The following is a 14,784-nucleotide window of genomic DNA, read 5'->3' as shown; positions in this document are numbered from 1 at the left end:
GGTCTGTATCCCGGTATGAGAACGGCGGGGGCCCGAGTCCACAATGGACACTGCCCCCGCCGCCTCAGGAGATCACTTCTTGGTGATTTCCTTGTACTTCTTCTCGAGGTCTTCGAGGCCACCGATACCCAGGAACGCCTGCTCCGGGTAGTGGTCGAAGTCACCCTTGGCGATGCGGTCGAACGACTCGATGGTCTCCGACAGCGGCACCGTCGAGCCCGGGATCTGCGTGAACGCCTCCGCGACCAGCATGTTCTGCGAGAGGAAGCGCTCGATCCGGCGGGCGCGCTGGACGGTGAGCTTGTCCTCTTCCGAGAGCTCGTCCATACCGAGGATCGCGATGATGTCCTGCAGTTCCTTGTACTTCTGCAGGATCCGGATGACCTCGGAAGCCACGCGGTAGTGGTCCTCGCCGACGATGGCCGGGTCGAGGATCGTCGACGTCGACGCCAGCGGGTCCACCGCCGGGAAGATGCCCTTCTGGAAGACACCACGCGAAAGCTCGGTGGTGGCGTCCAGGTGGGCGAACGTCGCGGCCGGGGCCGGGTCGGTGTAGTCGTCCGCGGGGACGTAGATCGCCTGCATCGAGGTGATCGACCGGCCCCGGGTCGAGGTGATCCGCTCCTGCAGCTGGCCCATCTCGTCGGCCAGCGTCGGCTGGTAACCCACGGCCGACGGCATCCGGCCCAGCAGGGTCGACACCTCCGAGCCGGCCTGGGTGAACCGGAAGATGTTGTCGATGAACAGCAGCACGTCCTGGTTCTGCACATCGCGGAAGTACTCCGCCATGGTCAGCGCGGACAGGGCGACGCGCATGCGCGTGCCCGGCGGCTCGTCCATCTGGCCGAACACGAGGGCGGTGTCGTTGATGACGCCGTCTTCGCTCATCTCCAGGAAGAGGTCGTTGCCCTCACGGGTGCGCTCGCCGACCCCGGCGAACACCGACGTACCACCGAAGTTCCGGGCGACACGGGTGATCATCTCCTTGATGAGCACCGTCTTGCCGACGCCGGCGCCGCCGAACAGGCCGATCTTGCCACCCTGGACGTACGGGGTGAGCAGGTCGACGACCTTCAGGCCGGTCTCCAGCATCTCCGTCTTGCCCTCGAGCTGGTCGAAGGACGGCGGGTTGCGGTGGATGCCCCAGCGCTCGAGGTCGTCGCCGTAGCCGGGCTCGTCGAGGCACTCGCCGAGCGCGTTGTAGACGTGGCCCTTGACCTTGTCGCCCACCGGCACGGTGATCGGGCCACCGGTGTCGGTGACCTCGGCACCGCGGACGAGACCGTCCTGCGGCTGCAGCGAAATGGTGCGGACGAGGTTGTCACCCAGGTGGGAGGCGACCTCGAGCGTCACCGTCTTGCGCAGCTGCTCGAACTCGATCTCGACCTTGAGCGCGTTGTGCTGGTCGGGAACGGAACCGCGCGGGAACTCGACGTCGACGACCGGACCGGTCACCGACACGATGCGCCCCTTGGCGCGCGGGGCTTCAGTACTGGTCATCAATCATCACTTCCTGCTGCGGTGAGCGCGTTCGCGCCACCGACGATTTCGGAGATCTCCTGGGTGATCTGCGCCTGGCGCGCTTGGTTCATCTCCCGCGTCAGGTTGCCGACCAGGTCGTTCGCGTTGTCCGACGCGGCCTTCATCGCCGTCCGGCGCGCGGCCAGCTCGGACGCCGCCGACTCCAACAGCGCCGAGTAGATGCGCGTGTTGATGTACTTCGGCAGCAGCGAGTCCAGCAGCTTGTCGGCACTCGGCTCGAACTCGTAGCTGGGGAGCAGGTCGCCGGTGGGCTTCTGCTCCTCGTCGCCGTCCGTGTACTCGACCTCGAGCGGCGCGACGCGCTTGGCGATCGGCCGCTGGGTCAGCATCGACACGAACTCGGTGTAGACGATGTGGATCTCGTCGACACCCTCGATGCCGTCGGCGTTGCCGTGCCCGTCGTCGACGCCGGCCATGAACGACTCGACCAGGGTCTCGGCCGCCTCGACCGCCGCGGCGTAGTTCGGCTGGTCGGAGAAGCCCGTCCAGCCGTCCACCACCTCGCGGCCGCGGAACCGGTAGTAGTTCAGGCCCTTGTTGCCGGTGACGTAGACCCGAGCTTCCTTGCCCTCGTCGCGAAGCAGGGAAAGCAGCTCGCCGGTCGCGCGCAGCACGTTGGAGTTGTAACCACCGCACTGGCCCTTGTCACTGGTCACGACCAGGACAGCGGCCCGCTTCGGGTTCGGGCGCTCGACCAGCAGCGGGTGGTCGAGGTTGGCCGCCGCACCGGCCAGCGCCGAGAGCACCTTGGTGATCTCGTCGGCGTACGGCCGGGAAGCGGCGACCTTCGCCCGCGCCTTGGTGATGCGCGCGGTGGCGATGAGCTCCATCGCCTTGGTGATCTTGCCGATCGACTTGGTCGCCTTGATGCGCGACCGGAGTTCCCGGAGTTGTGCGGCCATGAGCTATCAGCTCACTTCTTCGGGGCGGGCTTGTTGACCTTGACGGTCTCCTGCCCGACCTTGTCGGCGTCCATCGCGTCGGCGTCCACCCCGACCAGGGAGTTGCCGTCGGCGGTGGTGAACTCCTTCTTGAACTCGTTCACCGCGGCGACCAGCTTCTCGGCGGTCGCGTCCTCGAACTTCCCGGAGTCGCGGATCGCGCTAAGGACGTCGTCGTGCTTGCGGCGCGCCGAGTCGAGGAACTCGTGGTTGAAGCGGCGCACGTCCTCGGTCGGGACCGAGTCGTAGTGGCCGTTCGTGCCCAGCCACACCGTGCAGACCTGCTCCTCGACCGGGATCGGCGAGTACTGCGACTGCTTGAGCACCTCGTACAGCCGGGCACCGCGCTCGAGCTGCGCCTTCGAGGCGTCGTCGAGGTCCGAGGCGAAGGCGGCGAACGCCTCCAGCTCGCGGTACTGCGACAGGTCGATGCGGAGCGAGCCGGAAACCGACTTCATCGCCTTGACCTGCGCGGCACCACCCACGCGGGACACCGAGATGCCCACGTCGATGGCCGGGCGCTGGCCGGCGTTGAACAGGTCCGACTGGAAGAAGCACTGGCCGTCGGTGATCGAGATGACGTTCGTCGGGATGTAGGCCGACACGTCGTTGGCCTTCGTCTCGATGATCGGCAGCCCGGTCAGCGAGCCGGCGCCCAGCTCGTCCGAGAGCTTCGCGCACCGCTCGAGGAGACGGGAGTGCAAGTAGAAGACGTCGCCGGGGAAGGCCTCGCGGCCCGGCGGGCGGCGCAGCAGCAGCGAGATCGCGCGGTACGCGTCGGCCTGCTTGGTCAGGTCGTCGAACACGATGAGGACGTGCTTGCCCTCGAACATCCAGTGCTGGCCGATGGCCGAGCCGGTGTACGGCGCGATCCACTTGAAGCCGGCCGAATCCGACGCCGGCGCGGCGACGATGGTGGTGTACTCCATCGCGCCCGCGTCCTCGAGGGACTTCTTGACCGCGGCGATCGTGGAGCCCTTCTGGCCGATCGCGACGTAGATGCAGCGGACCTGCTTCTTCTCGTCGCCGGTCTCCCAGTTGGACTTCTGGTTGATGATCGTGTCCACGGCGACGGCGGTCTTGCCCGTCTTGCGGTCACCGATGATCAGCTGGCGCTGGCCGCGCCCGATCGGCGTCATCGCGTCGATGGCGGTGATACCGGTCTGCAGCGGCTCCGACACCGGCTGGCGCTCGACCACCGAAGCGGCCTTGACCTCCAGCGGACGGCGGTCGGTGGTCTCGATGTCGCCGAGACCGTCGATCGGCGCGCCCAGCGGGTTGACGACACGGCCGAGGTAGCCGTCGCCGACCGGCACGGACAGGACCTGGCCGGTGCGCTTGACCTGCTGGCCCTCTTCGATGCTTTCGAAGTCGCCGAGGATCGCGGCACCGATGGAGCGCGCGTCCAGGTTCAGTGCGACGCCCAGGACGCCGCCGGGGAACTCGAGCAGCTCGTTGGCCATGGCCGAGGGGAGGCCCTCGACGTGGGCGATACCGTCACCCGCGTCGATCACGACGCCAACTTCTTCCCGGCTCACGTCCGGGGCGTAACTCGAGACGTAGTTCTCGATCGCGCTACGGATCTCATCCGAGGAGATCGTCAGCTCGGCCATGTCTTTCCCGCTCTCGCTTCGTTCTTGCCAGTATGCAAAGTCTTGTGTGGCCGGGGACTAGGCCCGGGCCAGCCGCCTGCGCAGGGCAGCGAGCTGACCCGCCGCGCTCCCGTCGATGATCTCGTCGCCGACGCGGACGACGAGCCCGCCGCCGAGACTGGGATCGACCTCGACGTGCAGCGCGATCGACCGCCCGTAGATGGTGTCGAGCTTCTCGCCCAGCCGGGCGGTCTGCTCGTCGGTCAGGGGGCTCGCGCTGGTCACGTAGGCGACCGAGCGCTGACGGCGTTCCGCGGCCAGCTTGACCAGCGCGTCGAGCCCGGCGCCGACACCACGGCCCTTGGCCCGGCGGACGACCTGCTCGACGAGGGTCTCGGTGACCACGTCCACCTTGTCGGCGAACAGCCCGCGCACCAGCGACCGCTTGGCGTCGGCGGGACCGGCCAGGTCCGCCAGTGCGGTCTCGAGCTCCGGGTGGTTGGCCACGACGCGCGAGACCTGGAACAGCTGGGTCTCGACGGCGTCGATGTTGCCGGTCTTCCCGGCGGCGGTGAGCAGCGCGGAGTGCCCGAGCGACTCGAGCCCGTCGACCAGCTGACGAGGGCTGGACCAGCGGCTGCCCGCCACGGCGTCGAGCACCTTCAGTGCCGGTTCGGACAGCTTGCCGTCGAACAGCCGGCGCACCAGCGTGGTGCGCGACTCCGGCGTCGCCGAGGCGTCACTCACCGCCCGGCGCAGACCGATCTCCCGGTCCAGCAGGTCGACGACCGAGAGCAGCTCGTCGCCGACCGTGGCCGCGTCGGCTCCCGCGTCGGCCAGAACCTCGCCGAGGCGTTCCTCGGCGAGGCCGAGCGCTTCACGGCTCGCAGCATGCAACGTCATTCGGGTCTACTTCCCCGCTCCACCAGCGGCACCGGCCGTGTCCAGCTCCGCGAGGAACCGGTCGACGGTGCCACGACGGCGCGCCTCGTCTTCGAGCGACTCGCCGACGATGCGGCTGGCCAGCTCCACGGCGTTGCGGCCCATGTCGGCCCGCAGCTCGGCGATGATCTGCGCCTTCTGGGCCTGCAGCTGAGCCTGGCCCTGGGCGACGATCCGCTGGGACTCGGACTCGGCCTCGGCCCGCAGTTCCGCCTTGATCTGCTCGGCTTCGAGCCGGGCGTCGTCACGGATCTTCGCGGCCTCGCCACGAGCTTCCTTCAGCTGCGCCTGGTATTCCGCCAGCGCGGCTTCGGCCTGGGCCTGAGCCTTCTCGGCCTTCTCGATGCCACCCTCGATCTTCTGCGCACGCTCTTCGTACGCGGCCTCGAAGCGAGGGACGACGTACTTCTTGAGGATGAACAGCAGGATCAGGAAGGCGACGATGCCGAGGATCAGCTCCGAAATGTCCGGCACGATAGGCAACGGCGTTTCGGACGCCAACACCAGTTCGTTCGTCACCACAACGTCTCCTTAAGCGATGAGCAGAGGACTCAGGCGGAGGCGATGAAGTAGATGACGATGCCGATCAGCGCCAGGACCTCGGTCAGCACGAAGGTCGAGAAGCCGATGCCCTGCAGCTTGCCCTGGGCCTCCGGCTGCCGGGCGGTGCCGTTGATGACGGCGGCGAAGATCAGACCCACACCGATGCCGGGGCCGATGGCGCCCAGGCCGTAACCGATCGCAGCAAGACCCTTGTTGAGGTTGACGGCCTCGGCGGCCTGCTGGGCCAGAACGATGTTGCTCACGTGCATTTCCCTTCACTTCGGTCCACGCGCTCGCGCGGATCGGGGGCTTGTGTTCTCAGTGCTCCGACGCCAGCGCGGCGCCGATGTACCCCGCCGAGAGCAGGGCGAAGATGTAGGCCTGCAGCACCTGGATGAAGGCCTCGAGGAAGGTCATCCCGATGGCGAAGATCCAGGCCACCACGGAAACCGGCTTCAGCGCCCAGCTCGACGTCTCGGTCAGCAGGAACGTGCCGCCGAGGGTGAACACCGCCAGGATCAGGTGGCCGGCGAACATGGCCGCGAAAACACGGATGGCGAGCGTCAGCGGGTTGAGGAAGAACTTCTCCGCGAACTCGATCACCGAGAAGAGCGGCAGCACCGCCTTGGGCACGCCCGGCGGCGCGAGCTCCTTCTTGAAGTAACCCGCGAACCCGTGCCGCTTGAACCCGGCGTAGTGGTACACCGGGTAGACCACGAGGACCGCCAGCGCGACGGGGAAACCGAAGCGCGCCATGGTCGGGAACTGCAAGAGGGGGATGATCCCGTACAGGTTGTTCACCAGGATGAAGGTGAACAAGGCGAAGACGAGCGGCACGTACGGCTTGAAGTCCTTCGAGCCGATCTGCTCGCGCGCGATGTTGTTGCGGCTGAAGTCGTAGATGGACTCAGCGACGAACTGCCCCTTGCTGGGCACGACCTTCAGCTTGCGGGTCGCCACGAGGAAGTACGTCGCGATGATCACGACCGAGAGCACGACCAGCACCATCGGCTTGGTGACACTGCCGAAAATCGGCGGCAAGATGAAGCTCTCGGCACCTGGGGGCTCGAAAATCGCACCCTCGGCCAATACCAGCGCGCCCACTGGGCTCCTTCCGGTTCTCCCGGCCGGCGTTCACTCCGCCGGGGGAATCGTCACGATCTGGACTTAACGTACCCGATACGTATCGGGACGTCGGAGGCGGCTGCCCCACTGTGCGATGAACACGGCTTCACGTTCTGCACATGGGGTTGTCTCGCGTGAACACTGCCCTGCGGTCTACTTCGGACCAGCGGCGGAAGGCGGAACTACACGGTCGCCACACTGCTGATCGCGGTTCGTCTCAGGAAGCGCGCGGCCGAGGCCGCCACCCTTGACGCGGACCATACCAGCAGGTCAATCAGTGCCGTACAGGCGTACTCCATACCAACCGATCAGCCCAGGACTTAGGTCCCGGGTCGACCCGGGACCCAGGTCCGGTGGGGGCCGGGACCCTCCCGGGAACGTCGCAGGCGAGCCGTCCGGGACCCTTTTCGGGTCCCGCGCGAAAGCGCACGGCCGTGACGCCGGTCACACCCGGGTGGCCGCAGGCCGGTTCACCGTGGGTAACGGAACACCCCGGCGGACCGGACGGCGTCAGGAGGGGATGATCGTCGGGATCTTGGTCTTGCGGAAGGCGGCGAACTCGGCCGCGGCGGCCAGCAGGATGGCCACGATCATGGTGATGCCGAGCGACATCGGGTGCAGCGCGGAGACGCCCTTCAGCAGGGTCAGCGCGCCGAACAGCAGGACGACCTTCACGACGTACCCGCCGAGCGCGATCACCATGACGAACATCGGGTCCTGGCCGGCGCTGAAGCGCATCATGCCCAGGGTCGAGAGCGACGCCAGCATCGCCAGCGCCCCGCCGACGAGCGAGCCCCAGAAGCCCGGCATGCCGTTGAGGACGCTGAAGAGCACGATGCAGACGACCACCGCCGGCGGGGTCACCAGCAGCGAAGCCTTCGTCATGGCGCGGGCCGCCTGCAGCACCACCTTGGCGTGCGGGTTCTCCTGCGCTTCGGTCGAAGTCTCGGTCTCGCTCACAGCTGGCTCCCTGCTCGGTTCGACACCGAGTGTAGAGAACCCCGCGGACTAGGTACGCGGCTGGTGGCGTGAGCGCAGCCGCGGGATGACCGAGACCCCCACCGCGAACACCAGGCCGACGCCGATGATCCAGAGCGCGGCGGCGTCGTCGAACAGGGTCACCGAGACCGCGCCGAACGCCAGGATGCCGGCCCACAAGTAGATCAGCAGCACGGCGCGGCGCTGGGAGTGGCCGATCTCCAGCAACCGGTGGTGCAGGTGCATCTTGTCCGCGGCGAACGGGCTTTCGCCGCGGCGGGTGCGGCGGACGACCGCCATGATCAGGTCCAGCATCGGGACGAACAGCACCGCCGCCACGACGACCAGCGGGGACAGCAGCGCGATCGCGTCCTTGCCGCTGAACTGCGGGTAGGGCACGCGTCCGGACGCCGACGTCGTCGCGCCCGCGAGCATCAGGCCGATCATCATCGAGCCCGAGTCGCCCATGAATATCTTGGCGGGCTGGAAGTTGTACGGGAGGAACCCCAGACACGCGCCGGCGAGGGTGGCCGCGATCAGCGCCGGCGGGTACGTGCCGACGTCGCCGCCCGAGCTGTCGAGCAGCCCCAGCGAAAACGCGCACGTGGCCGCCGCCGCGATGAAGCCGAGGCCGCCGGCCAGGCCGTCGAGGCCGTCGACGAAGTTCATCGCGTTGACCATCACGACGACCATCACCACGGTGAGCAGCGCGCCCTGGTTCTTGTCGAGCACCAGCACCGAGCCGAACGAGGCGCCGGTGCCGCCCCACGGCACCCAGAACGACACCCACTGCACGCCGAAGATGACCAGGATCCCGGCGCACATGACCTGGCCGGCCAGCTTCGTCCAGGCGTCCAGCTCGAACCGGTCGTCGAGCGCGCCGATGAGCGAGATGACGCCGGCGGCGAGCAGCACGCCGACCGAGTCGAACGAGGCGTCGAAGCCGTGCGACAGCGCGGGCAGCTGGTGGGCCAGGCCCATCGCGGCGGCGACGCCGAGGTAGATGCCGATCCCGCCCATGCGCGGGATCGGCGCGACGTGCACGTCGCGCGCGCGGGGGTTCGCGATCGCGCCGACGCGGATCGCGAGCCGGCGCACGACGCCGGTGAGCAGGTAGGTCACGGCCGTCGCGGTCAGCGCGACGAGGATGTATTCCCGGATCGGGAGAAGACCGGATGTGGGCGGCACGGGTGCGTCACGCTCGCGGGGTCGGGGTCACCCGCGACACGCTATCGTGCCGCGCCCGGCGCCTTGATCCGGCTTCACGCCAACGATTCCGCGGGGACACCGAGCACCTCCGCGATGGCGTCCTTGCTCACGGCGCCTTCGCGCAGCACCACCGGTTCGGTGCCGGTGAGGTCCACGATGCTCGACGCGACGGCCTCGCCGCTGGAGCCGCCGTCGAGGTACACCGCGACCGAGTCGCCGAGCTGCTCCTGCGCGTCCTGCGCCGTGCTCGCCGGCGGCCGGCCGGAGACGTTCGCGCTCGAGACGGCCATCGGGCCGACGTCGCGCAGCAGCTCCAGCGCCACCGGGTGCAGCGGCATCCGCAGCATCACGGTGCCGCGGGCGTCGCCGAGGTTCCACTGCAGGCTCGGCGCGTGCGGGAGCACAATGGACAGATCGCCGGGCCAGAAGGCTTCGATGAGCGCGCGGGCCTGCGGCGGCACGCCGAGGACCAGACCGTCCACAGTGGACCACGAGCCGACGAGCACGCCGACCGGCATGTCCGGGCCGCGGTTCTTCGCGCGCAGCAGCGCCTGGACGGCGCCGGCGTCGAACGCGTCGGCGCCGATCCCGTAGACCGTGTCGGTCGGCAGGACGACCAGCCGGCTCGACCGGACCGCGCCGGCCGCGGCGGCCAGCCCGTCCGCCCGGGAGTCCCGCTTGCTGCAGTCGTAGACCACGCTCATGGCGCCAAGGGTAGCCCCGCGCGCCGGAGGGGCCCGCCGCGGCAGGCCCCTCCGGGTCGTGGTCACGAGGTGCGCGTCAGAAGCCGAACGCCGTGCAGCTCGCGGTGGCCGTCTTCGACGGATCGCTCACCGACGTCGCCGTGAGCTTCACGCGGGCGGCCAGGTCACCGCCACTGCGCTTCGCGAAGGCGGGCACCTTCACGAACTGGCCGAACTTCGCCGTGGCCAGCTCGTTCGGCAGCCGGACCTGCCAGCCCTTCGCGCCGGTCGACGCGCTCAGCCGGTAGGTGTCGGTGTCGTACGGCGCCTTCGCGCCCTTCGCCGAACCGGTGTTGAACAGGCCGAAGTCGCAGGTCGCGAGCCCGCCGCGGGCGAACGCCGGCAGCGCCGGGGTCACCGCGGCGCCGCGCGCCTGGCTGCCCGAGCCGTCCAGCGAAGCGACCGTGACGGTGTACGAGAGCACGCCCTTGCGGTCCCGGGCGAGGTCGGTGATCAGGAACTTCAGCCGGTTCGCCTGGTCGGTGTACTCGTACGGCGCCGCCGCTTCGGTGCCCGCCTTGAACAGCGCGTCGTTGAGCTGGCGGTAGTCACCGATGGTGATCTTCACCGGTGTGCCGTCCGGCTTGGTGTAGTCGGTGATGCCGATGTCCTGCGGGTTGGCGTCGATCACCCAGTCGAACGGCGCGTTGTCCTGGTTCTTCGTCTTGGTGATCATGACTCCGGAGTCCGGCGCGAAGGAGTCCGCGCCCATCCGGTCGACGACCTCGACGGTGTAGTTGTCGTAGCCGCCGCCGTCGCAGAACGGGTCCTTGGCGCGGTCGCACTTCGGGCTCTTGTCGCCGCCGGTGAGCTTGATGTTCAGCCCGGTGAACGCACCCGGCTGTGCCTCGGTCTCGCGGGCGGTCAGCCGAGCCGACACCGGGCCGGACGTCGCCAGCTGGTTGCGGTCGAGCTGCAGCACGTCCGCCGGGTCGACGATGCCGAGCTTCAGCTTGTTGCGCAGCTGGTGCTGCGCGCCCATCGAACTGCCCTGCGTGGCCGGGATCTGCCAGCGCGTGTGCGGGCCGCCCGGTCCGTTGAACGTGCCGCGCGACAGCATGTCCCACGGCCCGCTGTAACTGCGGGACGGTGGAACGCCGAACGGGTTGTTGTAGTTGTCGCCGATCCCGAGGATGTGGCTGAACTCGTGGGCGTAGGTCGACTGCCCGGAGCTCTCGGCCTGCACCGAGCTGCCGTTCCCGGCGTTGGGCCAGATGCTGGCGGCCGACGCCCACGACGTCCACGGGACGTACCGGGTGGCGGCGTAGTTGGGCAGGTCGTGGTTCGGCGGGCCGAACGCGTCGGGCACGTTCTCCTTGGTGCCGAACTTCATCTCGCCGAACTCCTGCCAGGTCGAGCTCTCGTCCTGGCCGGCGGAGAGGTAGAAGACGAAGTCGAACTGGTTCGCCGTGTCGCCGACGTCGGCGCGCCAGGCGTTCCCGGCGTCCGTGCGGATGTCCCGGTTGCAGTTCGCGCTCGGCGGGCAGGCGTTCGGCTGGAACTCCATGCCGTACTCGTAGGACTGGCCGGGCATCCGGTACGGGCCGAACGCCGTCAGCTGCACGCCGAAGCGGCCGCCGGAGTCCTCCATCCAGTACTCGTTGATGGTGTGCCCGTTGTTGAGGGCTTCGGGCTTGTTGAGGAAGTCCTGGTAGTACTGCGCGACGCCCGCCCGCGGGATGTTCGCGGCTTCGGGGCCGGGATTGCCGAAGACGGTCGACTTCGGCGGCTGCGTGACGACGAAGTCCTGGTCGGGGTAGTCGGCGAGGACGACGGCGCCCTTGAAGACGCGCTGCGTCGGCTTCAGGGCGGGGTCGGCCCAGTTCGTCCCGGGCACCTTGCGGTAGTCGGACCACGTCATGTGGTCCTGGTTCTCCCAGTGCGCGGCGTCGATCGGGGCGGGCCAGCCACGGGTGAGCGGTTCGGCGGCCGCGGTCCCGGCGCCGAGCCCGGTCAAGACCGTGACGGCGGCGAGCAGGGCGAGCGCTTTCGGGGTTCTGGCGCGCATCTGCGGCTCCTTCACTGGGAACCGGCGGGGTCGCGGTGTCCCGTGATCGACCGTATTGAGCCGCGCTGTCGCGGTTCTGCCCCGAAGCGAGGGTTTACCCGCTTGCCCCACGACGAAAGTCTGGCCGGTTTGTCAGGCATCGCCAGGAGCCCGGCACTGTGGACAAGTCCGCCCGCGGGCCCGGCGAGCAGCCGCAACTGTCGGTTCCCCCGGCTAACGTGGAATTCGGGGGCTGCTCAGCCCAGCCGCTTCGCCGTGACGAACCGCGCGCGGCCCGCCAGGTCGTTGTGGCCCTCGACGGCCGTCAGCACGCGGCGCGCGCGGACCAGCGCCGGGACCGCCGAGCCGTGGGTGTCGTCGTGCTCGATGGCCAAGCCGCCGCCCGGGCGCAGCAGCCGCGCGCCCGCCGCGATCGCGTGGCGGATCACCGCCAGGCCGCTCTCCTCGGCGAACACCGCGCGCGGCGGGTCGTGCTCGGCGACCTCGGGCGGCACCGGCGTGCCGTCCGGGACGTACGGCGGGTTGCACAGCACCAGGTCGACCAGGCCGTCGAGCTCGGCGAACATCGTCGGGTCGCTGATGTCGCCGGAGTACAGCCGGATCGGGGTGTTGCCGGCGTCGGCGTGGACGTCCGCGTTGTGCCGCGCCCAGGCCAGCGCCTGCGGGTCGACGTCCACCGCGTAGACGACGGCGTCCGGGCGCGCGTGCGCGACGCCGAGTGCGAGCGCCCCGGAGCCGGTGCACAGGTCGACGACGACCGGGAACTCCCGGCCCTGCAGGAACTTGACGCCCCACTCGAGCAGCAGCTCGGTCTCCGGGCGCGGCACGAACACGCCGGCCCCGACCGCGACGGTGATGTCACCCAGTGCAGCCCAGCCGGTCAGGTACTGCAGCGGGATCCGCTTCGCGCGTTGCTGGACGAGCTGGCCGATGGCCTCGATGACGGGCGGATCGACCAGGGGCACCATCGGCAGCCGCCCGCGTTCGACCCCGAGCACGTGCGCGGCGATCACTTCGGCGTCGAACCGCGGCGAAGCGACGCCCGCCCGCTCGAGAATGCGGGTGGCCTCCATGATGGCCAGGCGCAGCGGCTGCCGATTCACTCGTCGTCCTTCACCTCGTCAAGCCTGGCACACCAGGCGGAACTCCCCCGTCAGGACACGCGCCGGTCCCACGCCGTGCAGCGTATCGAGCGAGCGGTCACCCGCCCTCCTCGGTCAGGTACCCGGCCAAGGTGCTGCGACGACGCTGGAGCGTCCCGATCCGGTCGTCCATCGCCGTCAGCTCGCGGTGCAGCAGCTGCGCGAGCTCCGGGCAGAGGTCGAGGTGGGCCTCCTCGCCGCTCGCGCACTGCAGCGCCGACGCGATGACCTCGGTGGTCAGCCCGGCCCCGAGGAGCCGGCGGATCTGCCGCACCCGGACGACGGCGTCCTCGCCGTAGCACCGGTAGCCGTTGCGGTCGCGCGACGCCACCAGCAGGCCCTGTTCTTCGTAGTAGCGCAGCAGGCGCGTGCTGACGCCCGTCCGTTCCGCGAGCTCGCCGATCCGCATGTGTCCCCCGGACTTGACCTTCACACTGATGTGAAGACCTAACGTCGCCGGCATGACCGAACATTTCCACCACGTCGTCCGCGGCACCGGCCCGGGCCTGCTGCTCGCCCACGGCGGGGGCGGCAGCGTCGAGGGCAACTTCGGCGCCATCCTCGACGACCTCGCGCGGACGCGCACCGTCGTCGGCCCGGACTACCCGGGCTCGGGCACGACGCCGCGCAGCGCGACCCCGCTGGACCTGGACGAGCTCGCCGACGAGCTGGTCGCGATCGCCGTCGGCGCCGGGCTGGAGCGGTTCGCGATCCTCGGCTACTCCCTCGGCACGGCCGTCGCGGTCCGCGCCACCACGCGGCACCCCGATCGGGTCACCGGGTTGGTCCTGACCAGCGGTTTCGCCCGGCTCGACAACCGGATCCGGCTCGCCGTCGACGTCTGGGCCGCGCTGCTGCACGACGACCCGAAGCTGCTCGCGAAGTTCCTCACGCTGGTCGCGACCGGCCGCGACCACCTCGAAGCCCTGACGCCCGGGCAGCTGGAGACGGCCGTCGACCAGCTCGCCGCGTTCGTCCCCGACGGCAGTCCCGAGCACGTCGCCCTGGTCGCGAAGGTCGACACCCGGGCCGAGCTGGCCGGGATCGCCGTGCCTGCGCTCGTCGTCGCCACCACCCTCGACGGGCTCGCGTCGCCCGCGCTGTCGCGGGAGCTCGCGGACGGCATTCCCGGCGCCGAACTCGTCGAGGTCGAAGCCGGGCACAACATCGGCGCCGAAGCCCGCGACGAGTGGCTCGCCGCGATCGAAAAGTTCCTCGGGAGGCTGTCGTGAACCTCGAAGTCGTACTGCCGAACGAGCAGCCGGACCTGCCGCCCGGGCGGCCCGCCGAGCTGGCCCGGCTCGCCGAGGACCTCGGCTACCGCACGGCGTGGCTGCCCGACCACCTGATCCCGCCCGGCGCGTTCGGCGACGTCTTCGGCGGGGTCTACGAACCGCTCGTCACGCTCGCGCACATCGCCGCGCTGACGAGCCGGATCCGGCTCGGGACGTCGGTGCTGATCGTGCCGCTGCGGGAGCCGTTCGCGCTGGCCAAGCAGGTCGCGACCCTCGATGCGCTGTCCGGGCACCGGTTCGACCTCGGCGTCGGCACCGGCTGGAACGAGCCCGAGTTCGCCGAGGTCGGGGCCGACTTCACGACGCGCGGGAAGCGGACCGACACCACCCTCGACCTGCTCGCGGAGCTGTTCCGCACCGGCCGCGGCCCCGGCGGCGGCCACTTCGAGCCGCGGCCGGCGGGACCGGTGCCGATCACCGTCGGCGGCAACTCCACGATCGCGCTGCGCCGCGCGGCCCGCGTCGGTTCGGCGTGGCAGAGCGCCGGGCTGTCCCCCGCCGAGTTCGGCGAGCGGGCCGGGAAGCTCGGGGAGCTGGCCGCCGGCCGCGACGTGCGCCCGACCGCCCGGATGGAGTGGGACGGGACCGATCTCGACGCCGCCGTCGCCCGGTTCCGGGCGTATATCCTGGCCGGGGCGGACGCGGTGGCCGTCCACTTCGGCCCGGCCGAGGCGTTCGACCGGCGGATGACCGCGTTCGCCGAGGCCGTCGCCGGTCTTTAGGA

Annotated in this window: 15 protein-coding genes; 2 read left to right on the top strand and 13 right to left on the bottom strand. The window is 69.7% G+C overall.

Annotated elements, in window-relative coordinates; all coding sequences use genetic code 11:
• Positions 1–72 precede the first annotated feature (72 nt).
• The 13 genes from atpD to OG570_RS19515 all read right to left on the bottom strand — a co-directional run bounded on the left by atpD (position 73) and on the right by OG570_RS19515 (position 13,174).
• Entirely contained in the window at positions 73–1,500 is a 1,428-nt protein-coding gene (atpD, locus tag OG570_RS19575) for a F0F1 ATP synthase subunit beta (protein ID WP_247057108.1), read from the bottom strand.
• Complete coding sequence (locus tag OG570_RS19570) at positions 1,500–2,444, bottom strand: F0F1 ATP synthase subunit gamma (protein ID WP_326944135.1); 945 nt, start codon at positions 2,442–2,444, stop codon at positions 1,500–1,502. The genes atpD and OG570_RS19570 overlap by 1 nt, the downstream gene beginning before the upstream one ends.
• Before the next feature lie 11 nt (positions 2,445–2,455).
• Positions 2,456–4,096, bottom strand: a complete 1,641-nt coding sequence (gene atpA / locus OG570_RS19565) for a F0F1 ATP synthase subunit alpha (protein ID WP_326958191.1) — start codon at positions 4,094–4,096, stop codon at positions 2,456–2,458.
• Positions 4,097–4,153: 57 nt separating this feature from the next.
• On the bottom strand, positions 4,154–4,978 hold the full coding sequence (locus OG570_RS19560; RefSeq protein ID WP_326958189.1) for a F0F1 ATP synthase subunit delta: 825 nt from the start codon (positions 4,976–4,978) through the stop codon (positions 4,154–4,156).
• Positions 4,979–4,984: 6 nt separating this feature from the next.
• Positions 4,985–5,539, bottom strand: a complete 555-nt coding sequence (locus OG570_RS19555) for a F0F1 ATP synthase subunit B (RefSeq protein ID WP_326958187.1) — start codon at positions 5,537–5,539, stop codon at positions 4,985–4,987.
• Positions 5,540–5,568: 29 nt separating this feature from the next.
• Positions 5,569–5,823 carry an ATP F0F1 synthase subunit C gene (locus tag OG570_RS19550; protein WP_326958185.1) on the bottom strand — a complete coding sequence of 85 codons (255 nt, stop codon included), beginning with the start codon at positions 5,821–5,823 and terminating at the stop codon, positions 5,569–5,571.
• A 55-nt stretch (positions 5,824–5,878) separates the two neighbouring features.
• The gene (atpB, locus tag OG570_RS19545; RefSeq protein WP_326958183.1) at positions 5,879–6,664 is read right to left on the bottom strand and encodes a F0F1 ATP synthase subunit A; all 786 of its coding nucleotides are present in this window, start codon (positions 6,662–6,664) and stop codon (positions 5,879–5,881) included.
• A gap of 531 nt (positions 6,665–7,195) precedes the next feature.
• Positions 7,196–7,645 (bottom strand): hypothetical protein, encoded by a 450-nt coding sequence (locus tag OG570_RS19540; protein WP_326944139.1) that lies wholly within the window; start codon positions 7,643–7,645, stop codon positions 7,196–7,198.
• A gap of 48 nt (positions 7,646–7,693) precedes the next feature.
• Positions 7,694–8,851 (bottom strand): glycosyltransferase family 4 protein, encoded by a 1,158-nt coding sequence (locus OG570_RS19535; RefSeq protein WP_326944140.1) that lies wholly within the window; start codon positions 8,849–8,851, stop codon positions 7,694–7,696.
• 74 nt (positions 8,852–8,925) lie between these two features.
• Positions 8,926–9,576: an L-threonylcarbamoyladenylate synthase gene (locus tag OG570_RS19530; protein WP_326944141.1), complete on the bottom strand. Its 651-nt coding sequence runs from the start codon at positions 9,574–9,576 to the stop codon at positions 8,926–8,928.
• Positions 9,577–9,652: 76 nt separating this feature from the next.
• Complete coding sequence (locus tag OG570_RS19525) at positions 9,653–11,623, bottom strand: M6 family metalloprotease domain-containing protein (RefSeq protein WP_326958181.1); 1,971 nt, start codon at positions 11,621–11,623, stop codon at positions 9,653–9,655.
• 236 nt (positions 11,624–11,859) lie between these two features.
• Positions 11,860–12,726, bottom strand: coding sequence for a peptide chain release factor N(5)-glutamine methyltransferase (gene prmC / locus OG570_RS19520; RefSeq protein ID WP_326944143.1), 867 nt, complete (start codon positions 12,724–12,726; stop codon positions 11,860–11,862).
• Positions 12,727–12,823: 97 nt separating this feature from the next.
• Positions 12,824–13,174, bottom strand: a complete 351-nt coding sequence (locus OG570_RS19515) for a MerR family transcriptional regulator (protein WP_326958179.1) — start codon at positions 13,172–13,174, stop codon at positions 12,824–12,826.
• Positions 13,175–13,226: 52 nt separating this feature from the next.
• Here OG570_RS19515 and OG570_RS19510 point away from each other — a divergent pair, with 52 nt between their 5' ends.
• Both OG570_RS19510 and OG570_RS19505 read left to right on the top strand, forming a co-directional pair.
• Positions 13,227–13,997, top strand: coding sequence for an alpha/beta fold hydrolase (locus OG570_RS19510; RefSeq protein WP_326958177.1), 771 nt, complete (start codon positions 13,227–13,229; stop codon positions 13,995–13,997).
• Positions 13,994–14,782: a TIGR03619 family F420-dependent LLM class oxidoreductase gene (locus OG570_RS19505; protein ID WP_326958175.1), complete on the top strand. Its 789-nt coding sequence runs from the start codon at positions 13,994–13,996 to the stop codon at positions 14,780–14,782. Before OG570_RS19510 ends, OG570_RS19505 begins: the two co-directional genes overlap by 4 nt.
• The last annotated feature ends 2 nt before the right edge of the window (positions 14,783–14,784 follow it).

This window comes from Amycolatopsis sp. NBC_01286 (assembly GCF_035982555.1).
Classification (GTDB): Bacteria; Actinomycetota; Actinomycetes; order Mycobacteriales; family Pseudonocardiaceae; genus Amycolatopsis.
This window is presented reverse-complemented; position numbering and strand designations above follow the sequence as displayed.

Bases quoted from the DNA above. Each gene is read 5' to 3' on its own strand.
- OG570_RS19570 (WP_326944135.1), bottom strand. From the start codon at position 2,444: ATGGCCGCACAACTCCGGGAACTCCGGTCGCGCATCAAGGCGACCAAG.
- OG570_RS19525 (WP_326958181.1), bottom strand. From the start codon at position 11,623: ATGCGCGCCAGAACCCCGAAAGCGCTCGCCCTGCTCGCCGCCGTCACG.
- OG570_RS19560 (WP_326958189.1), bottom strand. From the start codon at position 4,978: ATGACGTTGCATGCTGCGAGCCGTGAAGCGCTCGGCCTCGCCGAGGAA.
- atpD (WP_247057108.1), bottom strand. From the start codon at position 1,500: ATGACCAGTACTGAAGCCCCGCGCGCCAAGGGGCGCATCGTGTCGGTG.
- OG570_RS19515 (WP_326958179.1), bottom strand. From the start codon at position 13,174: ATGCGGATCGGCGAGCTCGCGGAACGGACGGGCGTCAGCACGCGCCTG.
- OG570_RS19510 (WP_326958177.1), top strand. From the start codon at position 13,227: ATGACCGAACATTTCCACCACGTCGTCCGCGGCACCGGCCCGGGCCTG.
- OG570_RS19530 (WP_326944141.1), bottom strand. From the start codon at position 9,576: ATGAGCGTGGTCTACGACTGCAGCAAGCGGGACTCCCGGGCGGACGGG.
- atpA (WP_326958191.1), bottom strand. From the start codon at position 4,096: ATGGCCGAGCTGACGATCTCCTCGGATGAGATCCGTAGCGCGATCGAG.